The sequence below is a fragment of the Streptomyces sp. NPDC001709 genome (assembly GCF_053596375.1).
Genome location: NZ_JBSFGB010000013.1, coordinates 1 through 22,511, shown reverse-complemented (window position 1 = coordinate 22,511; position 22,511 = coordinate 1). Strand labels below are relative to the sequence as shown.

The following is a 22,511-nucleotide window of genomic DNA, read 5'->3' as shown; positions in this document are numbered from 1 at the left end:
CTTGCTTCCGGCAAGAGCGCGGATCGGCCATGGGCGGGGATCACAGGGGACCCCCCTGGTCCTGACTGGCACGAGGTGCCACCATGGAGACGATCCGGGGACGCCGTCAGGGCGCCTCGAGATGACTGAAGGAGCCGTTGCCATGACGCAGCTTTCGGCTGCCCACACGAAGCCTTCCGACGGCAGCAAGGCGCTGTACGGGGGGAAGGGCACCCGTCGCATCACCGTCCGCGACATCGCCCTCGCCAAGGAGCGGGGCGAGAAGTGGCCCATGCTCACCGCCTACGACGCGATGACCGCGTCCGTCTTCGACGAGACCGGGATCCCGGTGATCCTGGTCGGCGACTCGGCGGGCAACTGTCACCTCGGGTACGAGTCGACCGTGCCCGTCACCCTCGACGAGATGACGATGCTGTCGGCGGCCGCGGTCCGCGGCACGCAGCGCGCCCTGATCGTCGGCGACCTCCCCTTCGGCTCCTACCAGGAGGGCCCGGTGCAGGCGCTGCGCTCGGCGACCCGGCTGGTGAAGGAGGCCGGGGTCGGCGCGGTCAAGCTGGAGGGCGGCGAGCGCTCGCACGAACAGATCCAGCTCCTGGTCGAGTCGGGCATCCCGGTCATGGCCCACATCGGCCTGACCCCGCAGTCCGTGAACGCCATGGGCTACCGCGTGCAGGGCCGGGGCGAGGAAGCGGCCCAGCAGCTCCTGCGCGACGCGAAGTCCGTCCAGGACGCGGGTGCGTTCGCGGTCGTCCTCGAACTGGTTCCGGCGGAGCTGGCGGCCGAGGTGACGCGGGTGCTGCACATTCCCACCGTCGGTATCGGCGCCGGTGCGGAGACGGATGCGCAGGTGTTGGTGTGGACCGACATGCTGGGGCTGACCTCCGGTCGCGTCCCGAAGTTCGTCAAGCAGTACGCCGACCTGCGTGCGGTCATGGGTGACGCGGCCAAGGCGTTCGCGGAGGATGTGATCGGCGGGACGTTCCCGCTGGAGGAGCACTCCGTTCACTAGACCACTGCGGCAACACCCTCGGACAGCCCGCCGATCATCCCCCGTCGGCGGGCTGTCCCCTTGTGGGGGGGCACTCTCCCTGGGGGCTCCGCCCCCAGGGGTGTCGGCGCGGTGTCGGTCGGCTGTCGGTGGTTTGTCGGCAGGCGCTGGCACCGTCTTCCCCATGACGCGAATCGATGACAACCCCGTCGGCGTAAGCCACGCAGTGACGGTGCGGGGACTGGTCAAGCACTACGGCGAGACCAAGGCGCTGGACGGTGTCGACCTGGACGTACGCGAGGGCACCGTGATGGGTGTGCTCGGTCCGAACGGCGCCGGTAAGACCACCCTCGTACGGATCCTGTCCACCCTGATCACCCCCGACGCCGGACAGGCCACCGTGGCCGGCTACGACGTCGTACGGCAGCCGCGGCAGCTGCGCCGGGTCATAGGGCTCACCGGGCAGTACGCCTCCGTCGACGAGAAGCTGCCCGGCTGGGAGAACCTGTACATGATCGGCCGGCTGCTGGACCTGTCCCGCAAGGACGCCCGCGCCCGCGCCGACGAACTGCTGGAGCGGTTCTCCCTGACGGAGGCGGCCAAGCGGCCCGCGAGCACGTACTCCGGCGGTATGCGGCGGCGGCTCGACCTCGCCGCCTCCATGATCGGCCGGCCGGCCGTGCTCTACCTCGACGAGCCGACCACCGGGCTCGACCCCCGTACCCGCAACGAGGTCTGGGACGAGGTGAAGGCGATGGTCGGCGACGGCGTCACCGTGCTGCTGACCACCCAGTACATGGAGGAGGCCGAACAGCTCGCCTCCGAGCTGACCGTGGTGGACCGCGGCAAGGTCATCGCCACCGGCGGGATCGAGGAGCTGAAGTCCCGCGTCGGCGGGCGGACGCTCCGGGTCCGCCCGGTCGACCCCCTGCAGCTGCGCCCGCTCGCCGCGATGCTGGACGAGCTGGGCATCACCGGGCTCGCGACCACCACCGTGGACACCGAGTCCGGGACCCTGCTGGTGCCGATCCTCAGCGACGAACAGCTGACGGCCGTGGTCGGCGCGGTGACCGCGCGCGGCATCACGATCTCCTCCATCACCACCGAACTTCCCAGCCTGGACGAGGTGTTCCTGTCCCTCACCGGCCATCGCGCCAGTGCCCCGCAGGACGTCACGCCCGCAGACACCCGCGAGGAGGTCGCCGTATGAGCGCCACCGCAGTCACTTCGACCGATGTCCGGATCCCGCTGCGCGGACATCTGCGGCACACCGGCGCGCTTATCCGCCGTAATCTGCTCTGGATCCGCCAGGACCCGGAGTCGATGTTCGACGCGCTGTTCATGCCGATCGTCTTCACCCTGCTGTTCGTGTACGTCTTCGGCGGGTCCATCGGGCAGGCGCTCGGCGGCGGCCAGGGCGACTACGTGCAGTACGTCATCCCGGGCATGATCGCGATGATGAGCATGACCCTGTCGCAGGGCGTCGGCACCGGGTTCAGCCAGGACTTCAACAGCGGGGTCATGGACCGCTTCCGGACGCTGCCGATCGGGCGCGGGTCCGTGCTGTTCGCGAAGATCGCCGTCGAGCTGGTGCGGATGCTGTTCGCCACGGTCATCCTGATGGTCGTCGCCGTTCTGGTGGGGTTCCACATCCACCACTGGGCCGGCCTGTTCGCGACCGTGGGCCTGTCCGCGCTGTTCGCCTCCTCGATCATGTGGGTGTTCCTCACCCTCGGCGTGATGCTGAAGAGCGCGCAGTCGGTGCAGGGCGTGGGCTTCCTGGTGCTGTTCCCGCTGCAGTTCGGCTCCTCGATCTTCGCCCCGACCAAGTCGATGCCCGGCTGGCTGCGGAGCTTCACCGACTACAACCCGCTGTCCACGCTCGCCGACGCGGCCCGCGGGCTGATGGTCGGCGGCCCGGTGGCCCACGACGTGTGGGTGACGGTCATCTGGTCGGTGGCGATCACGGCGGTCATGGGGCCGATCGCGATCCACAAGTTCCGCACGAAGAGCTGACGTTCCCCCATCCCGACCGGGGCGGCTCAGACCAGGGCGGTGGCCTCCGCGAGGGAGAGGCCACCGCCCTCGGCGTACGCGGCCCGGTAGGCCGGCTCGTCCAGGGACTCCCGGATCCGGTCCTCGGCCATGTCGCGGCACCGGCGCTCGACGCCGGAGAGGATGTGCCCGGACGGCAGCAGGGCGTGGCTGGCGCCCAGGCAGCGCGCGGCGTCGGCGGCACGGCTGCCGCCGTCGAGGCGGGCGAGGGCCATCGCCGCGGCGTAGAGGCACACGGAGTCCAGGTGCGGGGCCACTGCCTTCGCGAGCGGGTCCTGCGCGAGGCGCAACGCCCGCCGGGTCCGGTCCAGGGCGTCCTCGGCACGCCCGTCGAGGGCGTCCAGCCAGGCCTCCTGGGTGAGAATCATGGAGTCGAAGACGACGAAGTGCGCGATCCTGAACTCCTCGCGCAGCAGGCGCAGTTGCTCCCGGGCCTCGGCGGTGCGGCCGGTCAGTCCCAGCCAGCAGGCGAGGAACAGCCGGGCGGCGGGCATCGCCTCGTTGTGGGAGCCCTCCTGGCTCGCGATGACCTCCCGGAGCAGTTGCTCGCCGCGCTCCATGTTCCCCACCTCCATGAGCACGCTGCCGAGGCGGGCGCGCAGGATCGCCAACTGCCCGCGGGCGCCGAGGCGTTCGGCGTGTTCGATGGCGGCCCGGTAGTCGGCGGCGGCCTCCTGGTAGGCGCCCTGGCGTTCATGGGCCTCGCCACGGGCGGACAGCGCCTCGGCGATACCCCAGGCGTCGCCGAGGCGGCGGAAGATCTCCAGGGCCTCCTCGGCGTCGCGGGTGGCGTTGCCGGCCCAGGCGGCGCGGTTGGCGAGGAGATTGGCGCGCAACTGCAGGGCGCCGGCCAGTTCCCACTCGAAGCCGGGCGTCTTCCGGCAGGTCCGCACGCAGGCGTCGATGACCTCCCGCATCCGGCCCGCACCGCCGGTCAGCATCACGGCGAAGAACCACAGCAGGCCGGGCGTACGGCAGGCCTGCGGCAGCCCCGGTTCGTAGACCCGGGTGATGGCGTGCAGTTTGGCCTGCGCGGCGGGGGTCTGCCAGGTGTCCAGGTCATGGTCCATGCAGGCGAGATGTGCGAGGTGGACGCCGCGCCGGGCCTCGGCGAGGATCTCGCCGGTGTACGGGGGCGGGGCGTCGGTGCAGCGCTGCCACACCGGCTGGGCGGGCCGGACGGGTTCGGCGAAGGGGTCGGGGCCGAGCGCCATGGCCTCCTCGCACCAGGCGCGGGTCTCGATGCGCTGGTCCCGCATCTGCCAGAAGACGACCAGGGACAGCACGAGGCACAGCGCCTCCTGCTCGTCCCGCGCGGCGACGGCGTGCCGCAGCGCGGTGCGCAGGTTCTCGTACTCCAGCTGGAACCGGTCGATGGCGGTGCGCTGTTCGGGGCCGCGCAGCAACGGGTCGGTGGTGCGGGCGAGTTCGCGGTAGTACGTCAGGTGGGCGCGTTCGGCGTCGGTGCGGCGGCCGGCCTCGTCGAGCCGTTCACCGGCGTACTCGGCGACGGTCTCCAGGAGCCGGTAGCGCATCCCGCCCTCGGCCGCGGGAGCGGCGACCACCAGGGACTTGTCGACCAGGGAGCCGAGGGCGTCCAGGGCGACGGGGCCGCACACGGCCTCGGCGGCGGCCAGGTCGCAGCCGCCGGCGAAGACGGACAGCCGGGCGAGGACGTCCCGTTCGTCCGCGTCCAGCAGCTCCCAGGACCAGTCCACGACCGCGCGGAGGGTCTGCTGGCGGGGCAGTACGGTACGGCTGCCCGAAGTCAGCAGCCGGAAGCGGTCGTCGAGCCGGTCGGCTATCTGGCGCGGGGTCAGCATCCGCAGCCGGGCGGCGGCCAGCTCGATCGCGAGGGGCAGTCCGTCGAGCCGCCGGCAGATCTCGGCGCAGGCCCCGGGATCGTCCTCGACCCGGAATCCGGGCCGGGCCGCCGCGCCCCGGTCGGCGAACAACCGTAGCGCGACCGGCTCCGGCAGCGGCTCCACCGGGCGCAGCAACTCCCCCGGCACGCCGAGGGGTTCGCGGCTGGTGGCGAGGACGGTCAGCCCCGGACAGCGGGCCAGCAGGCGCTCGGCGAGCCGGGCGGCCGCCTCGATGACATGCTCGCAGTTGTCCAGGACGATCAGCATCCGGCGCCGGGCGCAGTGCTCCACGATCCGTTCGAGGGGGTCGTCGTACCGGTCGGCGACCGCCCGCATGGTCTCGGCGCCGGCGCCGTGCAGGAGGGTGTCGCGGGCGCCGATCGCGGTGAGCACGGCCTGCGGTACGGCCTCCGGGTCGTCCACGGGCGCCAGTTCGGCCAGCCACACTCCGTCCCGGACGGTGTGCCGTACGGCCTCGGCGGCCTCCTGGGACAGCCTGGTCTTCCCGGCGCCGCCGGGCCCGAGCAAGGTGACGAGGCGGGCGGCGGTGAGATCGGCGCCGATGGCCTCGATGTCGGCTTCCCGGCCGACGAAGGAGGTGAGCCGGGCGGGCAGATTGCCGAGGACGGGGCTCTCGGGCTCCCGGGGGTCTTCCGTCAGCAACTCGGCGTGCAGGGCGCGCAGTTCGGGGCCGGGGTCGGAACCGAGCCGGTCCGCGAGCAGCCGTCGTACGTCCTCGTAGGCGGCCAGCGCCTGGGCGGGGCGGCCGGCGTCGCGCAGGGCGCGCAGCCGCAGCGCCTGCAGGGGCTCGTCCAGCGGGTGGCTGTCGCACAGGGCGGTCAGCTCGGGCAGGGACTGCTCGGCGTGTCCGAGGGCGAGGGCGGCGGCGTGCCGGGCGCGCAGGGCGTCGAGGCGGCGGGTCTCCCAGCGGGCCGCCTCGGCGGTGTGGTCGGGCAGGTCGGCGAGCGCCGGGCCGCGCCACAGGGCGAGCGCGTCGTCCAGGACGGCGGCGGCCTTGGCCGGGTCGCCGTCGGCGAGGGCCCGCCGGCCGTCGCCGGCCAGCCGTTCGAACCGGGTGAGATCGACGTCGTCGGGCGCGGCGGTGAGCCGGTAGCCGCCGTCGGCGGAGGCGACGGCGTCCGCGCCGAGGGTACGGCGCAGCCGTCCGACGAGCGCCTGGAGCGCCCCCGCGGCGTCGCCGGGCGGGTCGGCGCCCCACACCTCGTCGACGAGCACGCCCACGGGCACGGTCCGCCCGGCCCGGAGCGCGAGCACGCCCAGCAGGGCACGCAACCGCGCCCCGCCGACCGGGACGGCCGTGCCGTCGGGGCGGAGTACCTGGGTGGTGCCGAGGAGCCGGTAGCGCACGGGGACCATTGTCGCCGGTGCCTCAGGTGCCATCAGGGCCGCTCGCCGGGTCTCACCGGGGATGTGGCGCGATAACGTCGCAAAAATTCGAACATATTGCCCATATCAGTCCTCAAGCTCGTCCGGGAGGTACGGGGCCCGAAGGACGTGCGCGGTGTCCGGGGCGTCCAGGGTGACGAGGACACCGCAGGTGCGGCGGACCCTCCCCATGCCGTCCACCGTGCCGCGGTCCACCTCCCCGAACCACTTCGGGCAACTGTCCACGGGCTCCAGCGTGACGGTCCCGGGTACTGGTTCGAGGCAGCGCCCCATGCCCCGGACGACGGTCCCGCCCTCCGGCGCCACGGCTTCGAACCCGGGGTCGGGCAGGAGGTAGCCGTACTCCTCGTGGACCAGGTCGACGGCGTGGACCCGGCCGGGGGTCGCACGGTCCGGGCCGCCGTGGTTCTCCACCCACGCCTCGGCGTACCCGGCGTTCTCCCGCCGGTCCTGCTCGGGGTAGGCGACCAGCTTCCACGCCACCTCGTCGCCCACCGCGAACGGCGTGCCACAGCAGCCCATCTGCCAGTCCTCGTAGAACACCCTCATCCGTGGCATCCCTCCAGGGTCCAGGAACCGGACGGCCGGCGCGAGACGTTTCCGGGACGGGCCCGCGGCCGGTACGGTCGCAGTCCGCGACCGTCCGCCGCCTTCCGTACAGGAGCCCGCCGATGACCACCGCCACCACCCGCCGCGGCGACCGCCGGGTCAGCCCCGTGTTCGTCGGGATCCTGGCCGTGACGGCGGTGACGGGCTGGGCCACCTGGACGGGATATGCGTCGCAGCCGGGCATAGCGGTGTTCCTGTTCGTGACCGCGGCCTGGATCGTCTCCCTGTGCCTGCACGAGTACGCACACGCGCGCACGGCCCTGCACAGCGGCGACATCACGGTCGGCGCGAAGGGCTACCTCACGCTGAACCCGCTGAAGTACACCCACGCGCTGCTGAGCATCGTGCTCCCGGTGCTCTTCGTGATCATGGGCGGGATCGGTCTGCCCGGCGGCGCGGTGTTCATCGAGCGCCGCCGGATCCGGGGCCGCTGGAGGCACAGCCTGATCTCGGCGGCGGGCCCGCTGACGAACGCGCTGTTCGCGGCCGTGTGCACCGCACCTTTTTGGCTGCACGCGCTGGACGGCGTCCCCGCCGACTTCCAGTACGCGCTGGCGTTCCTTGCCATGCTCCAGGTGACGGCGGCGATCCTGAACTTCCTGCCGGTGCCGGGCCTGGACGGCTACGGCGTCATCGAGCCGTGGCTGTCGTACAAGGTGAAGCGCCAGGTGGAGCCGTTCGCGCAGTTCGGCCTGCTGTTCGTGTTCGCGCTGCTGTGGGTGCCCTCGGTCAACCACGTGTTCTTCGACCTGATCGACGCCCTCATGCGCGACCTGGGCGTGGGCGACTTCCCGCGCTACTGCGGCCAGGAGCTGTACCGCTTCTGGCAGGGCACCCCCGAGATCTGCCAGATCAACCCGTGACGGACTTGCCCTGCCCGGCGGCGGCCCGGCCGCGCTTGACGTAGTACCAGGTCATGTTGGACGTCAGGCCCGCCAGCAGCACCCAGACGATCCCCAGCCAGCTGCCCTGGGCGAAGGAGACGACGGCGGCGGCCACAGAGAGGACGCAGACGACGAGGACATAGAGGGCGAGTCGCCGGGCCGGGCCGGGTGGGGGCAAGGGGGACATGACTGGGGGACTCCTGTCGGATCCTGGCGGATCTCGTCGGGGACACTGCTCGGAACTGCTTCGCCGACCAGTGTCCCCCATGGGGTCATACGTCCGTGACGCGGAGCCCGGCGTGTGCCTTGTAGCGGCGGTTGACGGAGATCAGGTTCGCGACCAGCGACTCGACCTGGTGGGCGCCTCGCAGCCGCCCGGCGAAGACGCCGCGCATCCCGGGGATGCGCCCGGCGAGGGCCTGCACGATCTCCACGTCGGCGCGCTCCTCGCCGAGCACCATCACATCGGTGTCGATCTGCTCGATCCCGGGGTCCTGGAGCAGCACGGCCGACAGATGGTGGAAGGCGGCGGTGACGCGGGAGTCCGGCAGCAGGGCGGCGGCCTGCTCGGCGGCGCTGCCCTCCTCGGGCTTGAGGGCGTAGGCGCCCTTCTTGTCGAAGCCGAGCGGGTTGACGCAGTCCACGACGAGCTTGCCGGCGAGTTCGTCGCGCAACGACTTCAGCGTGTCGCCGTGCCCCTCCCACGGTACGGCGACGATCACGATGTCGCTGCGGCGCGCGGTCTCGGCGTTGTCGGCGCCCTCGACACCGTGGCCGAGCTCCCCGGCCGCGGCCTGGGCGCGCTCGGCGGCCCGGGAGCCGATGATCACCTTCTGGCCGGCCCTGGCGAGCCGGTAGGCGAGGCCCTTGCCCTGCGGTCCGGTGCCGCCGAGCACGCCGACGACGTACCCGGAGACGTCGGGCAGGTCCCAGGGGTCCTTGGCGGGGGCCTTGCCAGGGGTCTGTGCGCTGTCGGAAGAGGTCATGGGGTGACTCTACGTCCGTGGCGGGTACGGCACCGGATCAGGTGAGCCGCGCGACCGGGACCCGGCGGAAGGTGATGGTCTCGTAGGCGCTGAAGTCGCCGGTCTCGTAGAGGAGTCCGACGGTGTCGCGGTCGACGCGGACCAGGTCGGAGTAGGCGGCGGGCAGTTCGTCGACGGTGAACGCGGTACGCCAGGTGGTGCCGCCGTCCGCGGAGGCGCGGATCGTCATCCGGGCGCGGCGGGCGGGGTCGGCCGGGCCGGAGTAGAGCAGCAGGTCCGGGTCGCGGAGCTGGAGGACGGAGGCCTCGCAGACGGGTGCGGTGAGCCCGGCCTGCGGCCGGAACGGCCTGGCCAGGGTCCTTCCGCCGTCCGCCGAGTGGGTGTCGGCCCGGTTCCCGGGCGAGGGCGAGTCGTTGCGGGTGTTGAAGTAGACGCGGCCGTCGGGGAGTTCGGCGCCGGTGGTCTCGTTCACGTTGACGTACCCGTCGATGTACCCGTCGGTGTTCTCGTCGGTGTTCTCGTCCAGACAACCGAGGTACCAGGACTCTCCCCGGTCGTCGCTGAGCAGGCAGTGGCCGCTGTTGTACCGCGGCTCGGCGCCGGTGTCGCCGCCGGTGGGCGGCAGGGTGTGGTTGGCGGGGACGAGGACGCGGCCCGAGCTGAGCTGGAGGGCGTGGCCGGGCGTCGTGGCGTACCAGCGCCAGCCGGGCTTCTTCACCTGCGCGGTGATCTCCCTGGGCGCGGACCAGCTGACCCCGTCGTCGTCGCTGTGCTGCACCCACACCCGCCGCCCGTCGGCGTCCTCGACCCGGCCGCGCAGGATGGCGTCCTCGGTGGCGGTGGCGGCGGCCCGGATGTGCACGAGCAGGATCCGACCGGTGTCGAGGACGACGGGGGCGGGATTGCCGGCGAGGTCCTCGCCATTACGCGCGGCGACCTGGAGCGGACCCCAGGTACGCCCGCCGTCCGTGGACCGCTTGAGCACGATGTCGATATCCCCATGATCGGCAGCGGAACCGGCCCGCCCCTCACAGAAGGCGAGAAGAGTGCGGTCCCCGGTACCCACGACCGCCGGAATCCGAAAACTGGCATAGCCCTCATGTCCGGCGCGGAAGGGGACGGTGATGTCGGTCATCGGGGGGCTCCTCGGATCGGGCGGGGCTTGGGCGGGATCGGATCGGGGGCTCGGGTGGGGATTGGACGGGGATCGAGCGGGGGTGGGGCGGCGTTGGACGGGGATCGGCTGGGGCGGGCTCGGAGGGGCAATGGAAGGGGATCGGCTCGGGCATCGGCTCGCGCTGGGATCGGACAGGGCTCGGGCGGGGATCGGGCGGGGATCGGGCGGCATTGGGAGGCGTTGGACGGGGATCGACTGGGGCGGGCTCGGAGGGGCAACGGAAGGGGATCGGCCCGGGCATCGACTTGATCCGGGCCCGGACAGGCATCGGACGGAAATCGGCTCGGGCGGGTATCGGCTCTGGGATCGGATCGGGCCGGGATCGGACGGGAATCGGATCGGGGGCTCGGACGGCACTGGACGGGGATCAGCTCGGGCGGGATCGGACGGGCGTCGGCTCGAGCCGGGATCGGACAGGCATAGGACGGGATCGGATCGGGGGGATCGGAGGGGCAGTGGAAGGGGATCGGCTCGGGCATCGACTTGATCCGGGCCCGAACGGGCACCGGACGGAAATCGGCTCGGACGGGCATCGGCTCTGGGATCGGACTGGCCTCGGCTCGGGACAGCTCGGACGGAAATCGGCTCGGACGGGCATCGGCTCGGGCTGGGACGGGGATCGGACGGGGGGACCGACTCGGGCGGGGCCGGTTCGTACGGGGACCGGTTTCGTACGGGGACCGGTGTATGTCCCCGGGGCGGGCGAATTCCGGGTGAACTTCGCGTCACGAGTGACCGGTTGCGGCAGGATGCGGGCGTATGGACGCCGTACGGGTCGCGTTGCTTCGGGAAGTGCTCGCCGGGACCGAGTGGCTGGGGGCCACCCGGAGATTCGCGGGGGTGTTGCGCGGGTCGGTGGTGGCGCACGGAGGCGGGCTGCTGCTGGTGGGCACGCCGGAGTACGAGCCGTGGCATCTGGCCGCGCACCTGGTGGACGAGGCGGCATGGTCCGGGACGCCCGAGCTGGCCCCGACGCTCGTACGACATCACGCGCGCCCCTCCGACCCGCCCCACCTGGCCGTCGGACCGGGCCGGATCGAGGCGGCGCGGCGCGGTGAGACCCTGCTGGTCGTGGCGCCCGAGGAGCCGGCGCCGCTGCTGGAGCGGGTCCACTCGGCTCGGCGGACCGGGGTGACGGTGCTGGCGTTGGGCTCCGGCGGGGGCGAACTCGCCGCGATGGCGCATGACACGCTGGCCGTGCCGGAGGGGGCGGAGCTGGACCTGGACACGGTCCAGCACCTGGTCAGCGCGGCGGCCGGGGAGAACGGGGGCTCTTTGAGGGTGCGGCGGGGCTTCCGTGACCGTCTGTCGAGGCTGGCGGAAGCGCTGACGGCACCACCGCCGGCCCCCTGGTGACCTGTCTTCCCACCCGCCGCCGCGGCCGGTACGTGTGACTTGCCCTCCCACCCGACCGCCGCAGCCGGTATGTGCGACCTGCCCTCCCAGCCGACCGCCGCAGCCGGCACGTGCGACCTGCCCACCCACCCGCCGCAGCCGGTATGTGTGACTTGCCCTCCCGCCCCCCGCCGCAGGCGGTATGCCGACCGAGGCGGGTGGGTGGGTGGGAAACGGGGGGCTGGGGGCGGAGCCCCCAGTGGGGACCTGGAAATACAGTTGCCCGCTGGTCCCGCCCGGCCCGAGCATCCCTGAAGTGACCCCCGCTCTCCTCCCCGACCTCTCCCCCTGGAAGGCCTCCGCAGACTTCCGCCGCCTCTGGAAGTCCGGCCTGATCAGCAACTTCGGCAGCTTCCTCACCTTCGTCGCGCTCCCGGTCCAGCTGAAGGACCTCACCGGATCCGCCGCAGCGGTCGGCGCGATCGGCGCCGTAGAGCTGCTGCCGCTCATCGTCTGCGGCCTGTACGGCGGCGCCCTCGCCGACGCGCTCGACAAGCGGAAGCTCATCGTGTGGACGGAGGCCGGTCAGGGTGTGCTGAGTGCGGCCCTGCTGCTCAACGCCCTGCTCCCGCACCCGGCGGTCTGGCCGCTGTACGCCGTGGCCGCCCTCTCCTCCGCCCTGGTCTCGGTCCAGCGCCCGGCGCTCGACTCCCTGTGGCCCCGGATCGTCGCCCACGACGACATGCCCGCCGCGGCCTCGCTGAACTCACTGCGCTGGACCGTCGGCGGAGTCGCGGGCCCGGCGGTCGCGGGCGTGGTCGTCGCCTACGCGGGCCTCGGCTGGGCGTACGCCGCCGACCTGCTGACCTTCGTGGTCTCGCTGGCGTACATCGCCCGTATCGCCCCCTCCCCCGCCTCCCACGAGGCGTCGAAGCCCTCGCTGAACGCCATCCTGGAAGGCGCCCGCTACGCCTGGGGCCGCAAGGAACTCCTCGGCACCTACGTCGTCGACCTCGCCGCGATGTTCCTGGCCATGCCGATGGCCGTGCTGCCGTTCCTCGCCGACGAGCTGCACGCCGACTGGGCGCTCGGCCATGGGGGTCCCCCCACGCCCTTAAGGCAGTGGGGGAGTACGCCACCGTCCCGGCCGGAGCGATGCTGGTGAGTCTGACCGGCGGCTGGGCCTCGCGGATCCACCGGCACGGGCTGATGGTGGTGCTGTCGGCCGCGGGCTGGGGCCTGGCGGTCGCGGCGGCCGGCGTGTGCGGGAACGTGTGGCTGGTCCTCGTCTTCCTGACCGTCGGCGGCGGCTTCGACATGGTCAGCGGGATCTTCCGGGCCGCCATGTGGAACCAGACGATCCCGGACGAGCTGCGCGGCCGGCTCGCCGGGATCGAGCTGCTGTCCTACTCGGTCGGCCCGCAGCTCGGCCAGGTCCGGGCGGGCGGCCTGGCCGCCTGGGCGGGCGTACGGACCTCCGTCGTCTCCGGCGGACTGCTGTGCGCGGGGGCCATGGGCCTGCTCGCGCTCTGTCTGCCGGGACTCATGACGTACGACGCCCGGACCAGCGAGCACGCGGTCCGCATGCGCGAGCGACGCGCCGTGGCGACCGAGACGGTCGGCTGATCACTTGTCGTCGGCGTCCTCACGCTGAGCCTTGTCGTGCCAGCGCGGGTCGTTCTCCCACTGGAGGTTGCGCTCGGCGGCGGTCTCCATCGCCCGCTGGGCCTCCTCCGGGGAGGCGTACGGCCCGAAGCGGTCCTTGGCCGGGCACTCCGGGCCCTCCTCGACCTTCTTGTGCTCCAGGCAGTAGTACCACTCGCCCGGCTTGCCCACGGTGCGCTTCTTGAACAGGGGCATGAACAGCTCCTCTCGCCAACGACATGTTCCCCCAAGTCCGCTCGATAGACTCGCTGGCATGTCTGGCCAGTCGCTGCTCGTACCAGGGGAGCTGTCCCCCACCCGTTCGGTACCCGGAAACATCCGCCGCCCCGAGTATGTCGGCAAGCCCGCGCCGGCGCCGTACACCGGGCCGGAGGTGCAGACCCCGGAGGTCATCGAGGCGATGCGGATCGCCGGCCGTATCGCCGCGCAGGCGATGGCGGAGGCCGCGAGGATCATCGCGCCCGGGGTCACCACGGACCAGTTGGACAAGGTGGCCCACGATTACATGTGCGACCACGGGGCCTACCCGTCCACGCTCGGCTACCGCGGCTTCCCGAAGTCCCTGTGCACCAGCGTCAACGAGGTCATCTGCCACGGCATCCCGGACTCGACGGTGCTCAGGGACGGCGACATCGTCAACCTGGACGTGACGGCGTACATCGGCGGCGTGCACGGCGACAACAACGCCACCTACCTGGTCGGGGACGTGGACGAGGAGTCCCGGCTGCTGGTGGAGCGGACCCGGGAGTCCCTGACCCGCGCGATCAAGGCGGTCAAGCCGGGCCGGCAGATCAATGTCATCGGCCGGGTCATCGAGTCGTACGCCAAGCGGTTCGGCTACGGCGTGGTGCGGGACTTCACCGGGCACGGCATCAACTCGTCCTTCCACTCGGGCCTGATCATCCCGCACTACGACAGCCCGCACGCGACGACGGTCATGCAGCCGGGCATGACGTTCACGATCGAGCCGATGCTGACGCTGGGCACCCATGAGTACGACATGTGGGACGACGGCTGGACGGTCGTGACGAAGGACCGCAGGCGCACGGCCCAGTTCGAGCACACGCTGGTGGTGACGGAGACCGGGGCGGAGATCCTGACCCTGCCGTAGCGCTGCGCCCGCCTCGGCCACGACCGCACAGCCCGCCCTCTGCGAGGGCGGGCTTTTTCTTGTAGGCTTTTACCGACATGGTGTCGGCAAGATGCGCAGAGGACGGCCTCATGGACAGCTTCTCGACCCTCATCCGCACCGCGTCCCACGAAGAGCACGTGGAGGCGGAGTCGTCGGCGTTCATGAGCGATCTGCTCGGCGGCAGGCTGGGCGTGGCCGCCTACGCGCGCTACACCGAGCAGCTGTGGTTCGTGTACGAGGCCCTGGAGAGCGGCGCCGGGCGGCTGACGGCGGACCCGGTGGCGGGGCCGTTCATCCGGCCCGAGCTGTTCCGGCTGGCCGCGCTGGAGCGGGACCTGGCGCATCTGCGGGGCGCCGGGTGGCGAGCGAGCCTGTCCGCACTGCCCGCGGCCCGGGCGTACGCGGACCGGATCCGCGAGTGCGCCGCGCACTGGCCCGGCGGTTACGTCGCCCACCACTACACCCGCTATCTGGGCGACCTGTCCGGCGGCCAGATCATCCGGGACCGGGCGGAGAAGACCTGGGGCTTCGCGAAGAAGGGCGACGGCGTCCGGTTCTACGTCTTCGAGGGCGTCTCCAACCCGGCCTCGTTCAAGCGGAGTTACCGGGAGCTGCTGGACGTGATGGCCGTGGACGAGCTGGAGAAGCAGCGGATGGTCGCCGAGTGCAAGGCCGCGTTCGCACTGAACACCGGGCTGTTCCGGGCCCTTGGCGAGGAGTTCCGGCTGAGCGCCTAGGACGACAGGCCCTAGCGTTCGAGGAAGACCCGGCCGCCGACCTCCACCCACCCGTCCGGCTGTGGCGCGGTCAGGATCTGGGAGCCCATGCCCTGGGTGATGTTCAGGGCCCGGCCCAGCTGGTCGGTGAGGAGGATCGCCGCCGCGCCGGTGGCCTCGTCCTCGTCGATGCCGTCGTTCCGGCCGGGGAAGGCGCGGGCCCGGATCCGGCCGGCCGCCTCGTCCTCCCAGGCCCAGGCGTAGATCCACTCCCCCGGCGGTGGCACGTCCAGGGCATCGACCTCGGCCGCCGTGCCGTACCGGCGCAGGGTGCGCGGCGGGGCCCACTCCGCGCGCGCCTCGATCCAGCTGAACTCGCCGTCCAGCCGGGCGCCGACCACTCCGGCGGGGGTGACCAGTTCGGGCACATCGAGCAGCCAGGCGGTGCCGACGCAGGGGTGGCCGGCGAAGGGCAGGCGCAGGGTGGGCGTGTAGATGTCGATCACTCCGCGCTCGGGGTCGTCCACGAACACGGTCTCGCTGAAGCCGAGTTTGGCCGCCAGCGCCTGCCGGTCGCTCCGCTCGGGCAGCCGCGAGCCGTCGCGGACGACGCCGAGTTCGTTCCCGTAGCCGCCGTTCGGGCCGCAGAAGACGCGGAGCACGTCGTAATCAGTCACGGGGGAATTGAAACATCGCCGCGGCCGCGAGCGCGTACCAGGCGGAGGTGCCGTTGAGATCTGAATCACGACCCCGAGGGGTATGAGTGAGGTAAGGCTCAGGTAAGTTAGGGCAGCCTCACCACACCAGATCCGCCAGGAGCCTGCATGCGAGCCGTCCGACTGACCGTCACCGCCGCCACGACCGTGGCCGCTCTGACCGCCCTTACGGCCTGCACCGCGAAGAGCGATGCCAAGGACGGCGACGCCATCCAGGTCACCGCGGCCGACGCCAAGTGCGGCACCTCCGCCACCTCGGTCCCGGCCGGCCAGGTCACGCTGAAGATCGAGAACAAGGGCTCCAAGGCCACCGAGGTCGAAATCCTGTTCCCGGACGACCGGATCGTCTCCGAGAAGGAGAACATCGGGCCCGGCACCAAGTACACGCTGACCGCCGAGGTGAAGGCCGGGTCGTACGAGATCGCCTGCCGCCCGGGCATGAAGGGGCGCGGCGTCCGGCAGAAGCTCACCGTCACCGGTGGCGGCGGCACCGCCAAGCGCGACCCGAAGCTCGACGAGGCCGTCGCCGAGTACCGCCAGTACGCCCAGGACCAGGCCGACGAGACGCTGCCGCGGGTCGAGACCTTCGTGAAGGCGGTCAAGGCCGGCGACCTGGACGCCGCGAAGAAGGCCTACGGCATCTCCCGCCTCGGCTGGGAGCGCACCGAGCCGGTCGCCGAGTCCTTCGGTGACATCGACCCGAAGGTCGACGTCCGCGAGGACGGCCTGGAGGACGGCCAGAAGTGGACCGGCTGGCACCGGCTGGAGAAGGCCCTCTGGCAGGACAAGGAGACCGGCGCCGAGGAGAAGGCCCTCGCCGACCGGCTGGTCACCGACCTGAAGGACTGGCAGAAGCGGGTCGGCAAGGCCGAGATCACCCCGTCCTCCATGGCCAACGGCGCCAAGGAGCTGCTGGACGAGGTCGCCACCGGCAAGGTCACCGGCGAGGAGGACCGCTACGCGCACACCGACCTCGTCGACTTCAAGGGCAATGTCGAGGGCGCCCAGAAGGCGTACGAGCTGCTGAAGCCGGTCGCCGCGAAGAACGACCCGGCGCTGACCAGGGAACTGGACAAGCAGTTCACCTCGCTGGACGCGCTGCTCGACAAGTACCGCACGGACAAGGCGTCGTACGACTTCGTCTCCTACGACAAGGTCACCAAGGACCAGCGCAAGGAGCTGTCGGACGCGGTGAACGCGCTCGCCGAGCCGCTGTCCAAGCTCGCCGCCGCGGTGGTGAAGTGAACATGACCGAGACCAACTCCAGCAGTCCGTCGCGTCGGGCGCTGATCGGCTGGGGCGGTGCCGGGCTCGCGCTCGGGGCCGCGGCGGCCGGCGGGGCCGTGGCGATGACCAGGGCGGGCAACGACGTGGACCCGGCGGCCGCCGAGGCGGGCGGCGCGGTGCAGTTCCACGGCGCCCACCAGGCCGGCATCGCCACCCCGGTGCAGGACCGGCTGCACTTCGCCGCGTTCGACGTGAAGACCGACGACCGCGAAGAGTTCGTCCAGCTGCTCAAGGACTGGACGGCGGCGGCCCGGCGGATGAGCGCGGGCAAGCCGGTCGGCGAGGGCGCCTTCGGCGGGCTCGCCGAGGCCCCGCCGGACGACACCGGCGAGGCGCTCGGGCTCAAGCCGTCCCGGCTGACCCTGACGATCGGCTTCGGGCCGTCCCTGTTCGACAGGTTCGGGCTGGCGGACCGGCGGCCCGAGGCCCTGGTCGACCTGCCCAAGTTCCCCGGCGACAACCTGGACAAGGTCCGCACCGGCGGCGACCTGTGCGTCCAGGCCTGCGCCGACGACCCGCAGGTCGCCGTGCACGCCATCCGCAACCTGGCCCGGATCGGCTTCGGCAAGGTCGCCATCCGCTGGTCGCAGCTGGGCTTCGGCAAGACCTCCTCGACCACGCCGGACGCGCAGACGCCCCGCAACCTCATGGGCTTCAAGGACGGCACCCGCAACATCGCGGGCACCGAGACCGACCGGCTGAAGAAGTTCGTGTGGGTCGGCGAGGGGGACGGCCCGGCCTGGATGACCGGCGGGTCGTACCTGGTCGCCCGGCGCATCCGGATGAACATCGAGACCTGGGACCGTACGTCGCTGCAGGAGCAGGAGGACGTGTTCGGCCGGGACAAGCGCGAGGGCGCGCCGGTCGGCAAGGCCAAGGAGCGCGACGAACCGTTCCTGAAGGCGATGAAGCCCGACGCGCACGTCCGGCTCGCCCACCCCGACGCCAACGACGGGATCACGATCCTGCGCCGGGGCTACTCCTTCACCGACGGCACCGACGGCCTCGGCCGCCTGGACGCAGGCCTGTTCTTCCTCGCCTACCAGCGGGACGTGCGCAAGGGGTTCATCCCGCTGCAGCGCAGGCTGTCGGCGCACGACGCGCTCAACGAGTACATCCAGCACGTGGGTTCCGCGGTCTTCGCCGTGCCGCCCGGCGTCCGTGACGCGGACGACTGGTGGGGCCGCACGCTGTTCGCCAAGGAGGCGTAGCCCGTGTTCTCCAACTACCTGATCGGCCTGCGCGAGGGTCTGGAGGCGTCGCTCGTCGTCTGCATCCTGATCGCCTACCTCGTCAAGACCGGCCGCCGGGACGCGCTGAAGCCGATCTGGATCGGCATCGGCATCGCGATCGCCATCGCGATGGGCTTCGGCTGCGTGCTCGAGTTCGGCTCCCAGGAACTGACGTTCCGGGCGGCGGAGGCGCTCGGCGGCTCGCTGTCCCTCGTCGCCGTGGGCCTGGTGACGTGGATGGTGTTCTGGATGCGGCGCACCGCCCGGCACCTGAAGTCGGAGCTGCACGGCAGGCTGGACGCGGCCCTCGCCCTGGGCACGGGCGCGCTGGTCGCCACCGCCTTCCTCGCCGTCGGCCGGGAGGGCCTGGAGACCGCGCTGTTCGTGTGGGCGTCGGTGCACGCGGCGAGCGACGGCACCCCGCGCCCGCTGGTCGGCGCGGCCCTCGGCCTCGCCACCGCCGTCCTCCTCGGCTGGCTGTTCTACCGGGGCGCCCTGAGGATCAACCTCGCGAAGTTCTTCACCTGGACCGGCGGCATGCTGGTGGTGGTGGCGGCGGGCGTCCTCGCCTACGGCTTCCACGACCTGCAGGAGGCGAACTGGCTGCCCGGCCTGACGAGCCTCGCCTTCGACATCAGCGACACCATCCCGCCGGACAGCTGGTACGGCACGCTGCTGAAGGGCGTGTTCAACTTCCAGCCCGACCCGACCGTCCTCCAGGTCACGGTGTGGCTGCTGTACCTGATCCCGACGCTCGCGATCTTCTTCGCCCCGGTAGGGTTCGCCTCCGGGAAGGCGAAGGTGAAGGGACCCGATGAGCAGGGATCGCAGCCCGCGCAGGCTCCGCAGGCGTGACCGGAACGCACTCATAGCGGCCTCGCTGACCGCTTTGTCACTGTCGACGAGCGGGTGCGTGGTGGTGCACGGGGAGCGGGAGGTGCTCCCCGCGGCCACCCGCGCCGAGGCCGCCAAGGCGGTCAGCGCGTTCACGACCGCGTACAACAAGGCCGACAAGGCCTACGACAACTCCCTGGACGCGCCGTACCTCACCGGCCCGTTCGGCGACATCACCGCGGCGCGGCTGAAGGCCGGGCACACCAACAGCCCGTCAGGCAACCCGAACCACGTGCCGCTGAAGCTGTCGGACGTGAAGGTCACGATCCCCAAGAAGGCCGGCTGGCCGCGCTGGTTCGTCGCCGACGCACAGGGCAACAAGACGGGCACGGCCCGCTGGTTGATGGTGTTCACCCGAGGTGACCTCGGCGAGCGCTGGCGGGTGGCGTATGTGACCCTCGTGGCGCCGGGCGCCGTACCGGAGTTCAGGACGGACCGGGACGGCTGGGCCGAGGCGGTACCGGCCGACTCCGCACAGTTCGCCGTCGCGCCCGCGAAGCTGAGCGGGGACTACGCGGCCTACCTGAAGAAGGGCGGTCAGACCTTCGCCGACGGCACGTACACCAGCGTCGAACGCACCACGCGGGCCAAGCGGGCCCACAAGCCGGGCCTCGTCACACAGTTCATCGACGGGCCGCTGACGAGCGGCGGCTACGCGCCGCTGGCGCTGCGCACGGCGGACGGCGGGGCGCTGGTGTTCTTCACCACGCACCACTACGAGAAACAGACCGCCGCCCCCGGCACCACGGTCCCGAACCAGGGCAAGGACGTACAGGCACTGACCAGGGGCGAGGTGAAGCAGTCGCTGACGCTGGAGTTCATGTCGGCGGAGGTGGCACTGGACCCGGCGGCCGGCGGCAAGGTCTCGGTGCTGGGCCGGGTTCCGGGCCTGACTTCGGCGCAGGGCGAGTAAAACGCGCCCCAAAGGGGCGCGGGGAACTGCGCGATCCACCACAACGGACCCGCAGCCGTCAGACGGCCAAACCCGGGACCCAGTGGCACGCTCAATGCCGCAGGGGCCAGGCCACACCCTCGGAGCCCGCGGCAGCGAACCGCGCGCACGCGTCCGTGAGCACCTCCAGCAGGCTCAGCGGATCCGGCAACGCATGCTCCGGCCCCCGGGCCCACCGCACCCGCTGATCGTCACCCGGCAGCCGCGCGGGCGGCACGAGCACGTACGACCCCCGGCAGTGCCAGCGCAGCCCGGGATGCTCGTCCATGGTCTCGGGGTGGCAGTCCAGCTCGCACGGCCACCACTCGTCCTCGTCCTCGGGGGTACCGCGGGTGAGGGTGAAGAACAGCATGCGGCCGTCGTCGCTCTCGGCGACGGGCCCCACCTCGACGCCGGCGGAGAGCAGCCGCTCAAGGGCCTCCCGCCCGGCTTCCAGGGGGACGTCGAGCACGTCGTGGACCATGCCGGTCGCGGTGATGAAGTTGGCCTGCGGCTGGTGCCGGGCCCAGCGTTCGATCTGCGCGCGGTCGGTGGTGGACTGCGTCTGCCAGGCGAACGACACCGGGTGCCGGGCCGGGGTGGGACAGCCGACGCGGTCGCAGGAACAGCGGTAGCCGGGGGCGGGGTGCGCGGCGGGGGCGAGCGGCAGGCCCGCCGCGGCGGCGGCGAGCAGCAGGGCCGCACGGCCGTCGTCGTCGACGGCGGCCTCCTTCGGGCGGCGTCCGAGCAGCCACTGGGAGAGTTTGCCCTGCCGGCCGGACCGGCCGCCGAACGTCGCGCTCATCTATCCCCTCGGTCTGGTGGTCGCCTCGCTGCTGTGCGGACAGTGTGCCTTATCGTCCCATCTTCATGTGCTTCGGGGTGGCCGGGATGCGATTCCGTGCAGTGCGTATTCGACCAGTGTGTCCGTGTATTCGTACGAGATCGGTCCCGTGTGCTGCAGCCAGCGCTGCGCGAGCGGTGAGACGAACAGTTCCAGGGCGATACGGGGATCGACGCCGGCCCGTACGTCCCCGGCGTCCTGTGCGGCGCGCAGCCGGTCGACGTACAGCTGGAGCTGGGGTTCGAGGAGTTTGGTGACGAACTCGCGGCCGAGCGGCTCGTTGACCACGCCCTCGGCGGCCAGCGCCCGGGAGGGCACCTCGAAGCGTGGGTCGAGCAGCTGGTCCACCGTGATCCGCAGCACCGCCTTGAGGTCGGCGGCCAGGTCGCCGGTGTCCGGGATGGCGTACGGCTCCTGCCCCGCTTCCTGTGCCGCCTGTGTGGAGAGGTCGAAGAACGCCTCCAGCAGGACGTCCGCCTTGGACGACCACCAGCGGTAGATCGTCTGCTTGCCGACCCCGGCCCGGGCGGCGATCCCCTCGACGGTGGTCTTCGGGTAGCCGACCTCGCCGACCAGGGCGAGGGCGGCGGCGTAGATCGCTCTTCGGGACTTCTCGCTGCGACGGGCGGCGTCGGGGGCCGGCTTGTTGACCATGGGACGACGCTAACAACCACGGCGGCTACGCGGGTGGCTCCTCCGAGGAGTCCTCCGGCGGCCATGGGTCTCCCCACTCGGCGTCCCGGGCCGCCTTGTACAGGTGGCCGTGGCGTTTGGTGACCGTCGTGCGGGCCAGGCGTTCGTCGGCCTCGCACAGGTCCAGGAGCACCTGGCCCTTGCGGATCTGCGGGCGGCGGACCACACGGGAGGGGGCCGGCTCGGCGGGCAGCCGGGTGGCGACGACGTACGAGAACTTCTCGTCCTCGTACGGCAGGGTGCCGCCCTTGACCTGGCGGTGCAGGGAGGAGCGGCTCACCCGGGCGGAGAAGTGGCACCAGTCCTTGCCGGGCTCGATGGGGCAGGCGACGCTGTGCGGGCAGGGGGCGACGACGTGCAGGCCGGCGCGGATCAGGCGGTCGCGGGCCTCGATCACGCGGGCGTAGCCGGCCGGGGTGCCGGCCTCCACGATCACCACGACCTGGGCGGCGGCCGCGGCGGCGTCGACGAGGGCGGCGCGGTCGGGTTCGGAGAGCTCGTTGAGGACGTACGACACCGTGACGAGGTCGGTGTCGTCCAGGGTGAGGTTCGCTCCGATCCGGGCGCGCTGCCAGCGGGCTCGGCGCAGGTCCGGGTTGGCGGCGGCGATCTCCCGGCCGAGGGCGAGGGCGGGCTCGGCCCAGTCCAGCACGGTGACGCTGCGCTCGCCGGGCCAGGTCGCGGTGACGGCCCAGGTGGCGGCGCCGGTGCCGCCGCCCACGTCGACGTGGCTGCGGGGTGTCCAGTCGGGGGCGGTCGCTGCGAACGCCTCCAGCGCGGAGTGGACCGCTTCGAAGGTGGCCGGCATGCGGTAGGCGGCGTAGGCGGCGACGTCGGCGCGGTCGCGGAGGATCGGGGTGTGGGTGGGGGTGTCGCCCCGGTAGTTGGCGATCAGCCGTTCCACGGCTCCGGCGGCCTGGGTGGGCGGGAGTCCGGCGAGCAGCTCCGCGAGGGTGCGTCGGAGGGTGTCGTTCACCTGCCGATTGTATGGCTGGGCGGTGCGGCGGCGATCAGGGCGGCGACGCCGGCGAGGGCGACGGTGGCGGTACGACGCGTGGTGTGGGGGGTGCGTCTGCGAGAGGAACTGCTGCTCAA

At 71.9% G+C, this 22,511-nt stretch carries 21 protein-coding genes and 1 pseudogene; 12 read left to right on the top strand and 10 right to left on the bottom strand.

Going from position 1 to position 22,511, the window contains the following annotated elements; all coding sequences use genetic code 11:
• Positions 1-142: 142 nt before the first annotated feature.
• The 3 genes from panB to ACWC0C_RS20075 all read left to right on the top strand — a co-directional run bounded on the left by panB (position 143) and on the right by ACWC0C_RS20075 (position 3,004).
• Positions 143-1,009: a 3-methyl-2-oxobutanoate hydroxymethyltransferase gene (gene panB / locus ACWC0C_RS20085; RefSeq protein WP_450865117.1), complete on the top strand. Its 867-nt coding sequence runs from the start codon at positions 143-145 to the stop codon at positions 1,007-1,009.
• Between the two features lie 163 nt (positions 1,010-1,172).
• The gene (locus tag ACWC0C_RS20080; RefSeq protein ID WP_449198205.1) at positions 1,173-2,198 is read left to right on the top strand and encodes an ATP-binding cassette domain-containing protein; all 1,026 of its coding nucleotides are present in this window, start codon (positions 1,173-1,175) and stop codon (positions 2,196-2,198) included.
• Positions 2,195-3,004 carry an ABC transporter permease gene (locus tag ACWC0C_RS20075; protein WP_450865116.1) on the top strand — a complete coding sequence of 270 codons (810 nt, stop codon included), beginning with the start codon at positions 2,195-2,197 and terminating at the stop codon, positions 3,002-3,004. Before ACWC0C_RS20080 ends, ACWC0C_RS20075 begins: the two co-directional genes overlap by 4 nt.
• Positions 3,005-3,030: 26 nt before the next feature.
• Here the strand turns inward: ACWC0C_RS20075 and ACWC0C_RS20070 are convergent, their stop codons facing one another.
• Together ACWC0C_RS20070 and ACWC0C_RS20065 are read right to left on the bottom strand one after the other, a co-directional pair.
• Positions 3,031-6,285: a BTAD domain-containing putative transcriptional regulator gene (locus tag ACWC0C_RS20070; RefSeq protein ID WP_450865226.1), complete on the bottom strand. Its 3,255-nt coding sequence runs from the start codon at positions 6,283-6,285 to the stop codon at positions 3,031-3,033.
• Between the two features lie 96 nt (positions 6,286-6,381).
• A complete protein-coding gene (locus ACWC0C_RS20065) occupies positions 6,382-6,864 on the bottom strand; it encodes a DUF6578 domain-containing protein (RefSeq protein WP_449198203.1) in 483 nt (160 codons plus the stop codon).
• Positions 6,865-6,986: 122 nt separating this feature from the next.
• Here ACWC0C_RS20065 and ACWC0C_RS20060 point away from each other — a divergent pair, with 122 nt between their 5' ends.
• Positions 6,987-7,787, top strand: a complete 801-nt coding sequence (locus tag ACWC0C_RS20060; protein ID WP_449198202.1) for a site-2 protease family protein — start codon at positions 6,987-6,989, stop codon at positions 7,785-7,787.
• Here ACWC0C_RS20060 and ACWC0C_RS20055 read toward each other — a convergent pair.
• From ACWC0C_RS20055 to ACWC0C_RS20045, 3 genes are all read right to left on the bottom strand, one after another.
• Positions 7,777-7,995: a hypothetical protein gene (locus ACWC0C_RS20055; protein WP_450865115.1), complete on the bottom strand. Its 219-nt coding sequence runs from the start codon at positions 7,993-7,995 to the stop codon at positions 7,777-7,779. The genes ACWC0C_RS20060 and ACWC0C_RS20055 overlap by 11 nt on opposite strands.
• Before the next feature lie 85 nt (positions 7,996-8,080).
• Positions 8,081-8,794, bottom strand: a complete 714-nt coding sequence (npdG, locus tag ACWC0C_RS20050; protein ID WP_449200143.1) for an NADPH-dependent F420 reductase — start codon at positions 8,792-8,794, stop codon at positions 8,081-8,083.
• Between the two features lie 37 nt (positions 8,795-8,831).
• Entirely contained in the window at positions 8,832-9,929 is a 1,098-nt protein-coding gene (locus ACWC0C_RS20045; protein WP_450865114.1) for a sialidase family protein, read from the bottom strand.
• Between the two features lie 801 nt (positions 9,930-10,730).
• On the opposite strand from ACWC0C_RS20045, the gene ACWC0C_RS20040 reads away from it, so the two are divergent.
• Complete coding sequence (locus tag ACWC0C_RS20040; protein WP_449200145.1) at positions 10,731-11,327, top strand: hypothetical protein; 597 nt, start codon at positions 10,731-10,733, stop codon at positions 11,325-11,327.
• Positions 11,328-11,508: 181 nt separating this feature from the next.
• Positions 11,509-12,932 (top strand): annotated as a pseudogene (locus ACWC0C_RS20035) (MFS transporter).
• Here the strand turns inward: ACWC0C_RS20035 and ACWC0C_RS20030 are convergent.
• Positions 12,933-13,166 (bottom strand): hypothetical protein, encoded by a 234-nt coding sequence (locus ACWC0C_RS20030; RefSeq protein ID WP_449200147.1) that lies wholly within the window; start codon positions 13,164-13,166, stop codon positions 12,933-12,935.
• Between the two features lie 58 nt (positions 13,167-13,224).
• Between ACWC0C_RS20030 and map the strand changes: the two genes are divergently transcribed.
• Together map and ACWC0C_RS20020 are read left to right on the top strand one after the other, a co-directional pair.
• Positions 13,225-14,082, top strand: coding sequence for a type I methionyl aminopeptidase (map, locus tag ACWC0C_RS20025; RefSeq protein ID WP_449200148.1), 858 nt, complete (start codon positions 13,225-13,227; stop codon positions 14,080-14,082).
• A gap of 110 nt (positions 14,083-14,192) precedes the next feature.
• Positions 14,193-14,840 (top strand): biliverdin-producing heme oxygenase, encoded by a 648-nt coding sequence (locus ACWC0C_RS20020; RefSeq protein WP_450865113.1) that lies wholly within the window; start codon positions 14,193-14,195, stop codon positions 14,838-14,840.
• Positions 14,841-14,851: 11 nt separating this feature from the next.
• Here the strand turns inward: ACWC0C_RS20020 and ACWC0C_RS20015 are convergent, their stop codons facing one another.
• Positions 14,852-15,496, bottom strand: a complete 645-nt coding sequence (locus ACWC0C_RS20015) for a PhzF family phenazine biosynthesis protein (RefSeq protein WP_449200150.1) — start codon at positions 15,494-15,496, stop codon at positions 14,852-14,854.
• Between the two features lie 147 nt (positions 15,497-15,643).
• Between ACWC0C_RS20015 and efeO the strand changes: the two genes are divergently transcribed.
• Genes efeO through ACWC0C_RS19995 form a run of 4 tightly spaced genes read left to right on the top strand, consistent with a single transcriptional unit; the run spans position 15,644 to position 19,861 of the window.
• Positions 15,644-16,780, top strand: a complete 1,137-nt coding sequence (gene efeO / locus ACWC0C_RS20010) for an iron uptake system protein EfeO (RefSeq protein ID WP_450865112.1) — start codon at positions 15,644-15,646, stop codon at positions 16,778-16,780.
• A gap of 2 nt (positions 16,781-16,782) precedes the next feature.
• Complete coding sequence (gene efeB / locus ACWC0C_RS20005; protein WP_450865111.1) at positions 16,783-18,033, top strand: iron uptake transporter deferrochelatase/peroxidase subunit; 1,251 nt, start codon at positions 16,783-16,785, stop codon at positions 18,031-18,033.
• Positions 18,034-18,036: 3 nt separating this feature from the next.
• A complete protein-coding gene (gene efeU / locus ACWC0C_RS20000; RefSeq protein ID WP_449200153.1) occupies positions 18,037-18,909 on the top strand; it encodes an iron uptake transporter permease EfeU in 873 nt (290 codons plus the stop codon).
• Positions 18,869-19,861: a hypothetical protein gene (locus ACWC0C_RS19995; RefSeq protein ID WP_450865110.1), complete on the top strand. Its 993-nt coding sequence runs from the start codon at positions 18,869-18,871 to the stop codon at positions 19,859-19,861. The genes efeU and ACWC0C_RS19995 overlap by 41 nt, the downstream gene beginning before the upstream one ends.
• A gap of 91 nt (positions 19,862-19,952) precedes the next feature.
• Here the strand turns inward: ACWC0C_RS19995 and ACWC0C_RS19990 are convergent, their stop codons facing one another.
• The 3 genes from ACWC0C_RS19990 to ACWC0C_RS19980 all read right to left on the bottom strand — a co-directional run bounded on the left by ACWC0C_RS19990 (position 19,953) and on the right by ACWC0C_RS19980 (position 22,392).
• The gene (locus ACWC0C_RS19990; RefSeq protein ID WP_449200155.1) at positions 19,953-20,684 is read right to left on the bottom strand and encodes a bifunctional DNA primase/polymerase; all 732 of its coding nucleotides are present in this window, start codon (positions 20,682-20,684) and stop codon (positions 19,953-19,955) included.
• A gap of 63 nt (positions 20,685-20,747) precedes the next feature.
• Positions 20,748-21,377, bottom strand: a complete 630-nt coding sequence (locus ACWC0C_RS19985; protein ID WP_450865109.1) for a TetR/AcrR family transcriptional regulator — start codon at positions 21,375-21,377, stop codon at positions 20,748-20,750.
• Positions 21,378-21,402: 25 nt separating this feature from the next.
• Positions 21,403-22,392 carry a small ribosomal subunit Rsm22 family protein gene (locus ACWC0C_RS19980; protein ID WP_450865108.1) on the bottom strand — a complete coding sequence of 330 codons (990 nt, stop codon included), beginning with the start codon at positions 22,390-22,392 and terminating at the stop codon, positions 21,403-21,405.
• Between the last annotated feature and the right edge of the window lie 119 nt (positions 22,393-22,511).

Bases quoted from the DNA above. Each gene is read 5' to 3' on its own strand.
- panB (WP_450865117.1), top strand. From the start codon at position 143: ATGACGCAGCTTTCGGCTGCCCACACGAAGCCTTCCGACGGCAGCAAG.
- ACWC0C_RS20080 (WP_449198205.1), top strand. From the start codon at position 1,173: ATGACGCGAATCGATGACAACCCCGTCGGCGTAAGCCACGCAGTGACG.
- ACWC0C_RS20075 (WP_450865116.1), top strand. From the start codon at position 2,195: ATGAGCGCCACCGCAGTCACTTCGACCGATGTCCGGATCCCGCTGCGC.
- ACWC0C_RS20070 (WP_450865226.1), bottom strand. From the start codon at position 6,285: ATGGTCCCCGTGCGCTACCGGCTCCTCGGCACCACCCAGGTACTCCGC.
- ACWC0C_RS20065 (WP_449198203.1), bottom strand. From the start codon at position 6,864: ATGAGGGTGTTCTACGAGGACTGGCAGATGGGCTGCTGTGGCACGCCG.
- ACWC0C_RS20060 (WP_449198202.1), top strand. From the start codon at position 6,987: ATGACCACCGCCACCACCCGCCGCGGCGACCGCCGGGTCAGCCCCGTG.
- ACWC0C_RS20055 (WP_450865115.1), bottom strand. From the start codon at position 7,995: ATGTCCCCCTTGCCCCCACCCGGCCCGGCCCGGCGACTCGCCCTCTAT.
- npdG (WP_449200143.1), bottom strand. From the start codon at position 8,794: ATGACCTCTTCCGACAGCGCACAGACCCCTGGCAAGGCCCCCGCCAAG.
- ACWC0C_RS20045 (WP_450865114.1), bottom strand. From the start codon at position 9,929: ATGACCGACATCACCGTCCCCTTCCGCGCCGGACATGAGGGCTATGCC.
- ACWC0C_RS20040 (WP_449200145.1), top strand. From the start codon at position 10,731: ATGGACGCCGTACGGGTCGCGTTGCTTCGGGAAGTGCTCGCCGGGACC.
- ACWC0C_RS20030 (WP_449200147.1), bottom strand. From the start codon at position 13,166: ATGCCCCTGTTCAAGAAGCGCACCGTGGGCAAGCCGGGCGAGTGGTAC.
- map (WP_449200148.1), top strand. From the start codon at position 13,225: ATGTCTGGCCAGTCGCTGCTCGTACCAGGGGAGCTGTCCCCCACCCGT.
- ACWC0C_RS20020 (WP_450865113.1), top strand. From the start codon at position 14,193: ATGGACAGCTTCTCGACCCTCATCCGCACCGCGTCCCACGAAGAGCAC.
- efeO (WP_450865112.1), top strand. From the start codon at position 15,644: ATGCGAGCCGTCCGACTGACCGTCACCGCCGCCACGACCGTGGCCGCT.
- efeB (WP_450865111.1), top strand. From the start codon at position 16,783: ATGACCGAGACCAACTCCAGCAGTCCGTCGCGTCGGGCGCTGATCGGC.
- ACWC0C_RS19995 (WP_450865110.1), top strand. From the start codon at position 18,869: ATGAGCAGGGATCGCAGCCCGCGCAGGCTCCGCAGGCGTGACCGGAAC.
- ACWC0C_RS19990 (WP_449200155.1), bottom strand. From the start codon at position 20,684: ATGAGCGCGACGTTCGGCGGCCGGTCCGGCCGGCAGGGCAAACTCTCC.
- ACWC0C_RS19985 (WP_450865109.1), bottom strand. From the start codon at position 21,377: ATGGTCAACAAGCCGGCCCCCGACGCCGCCCGTCGCAGCGAGAAGTCC.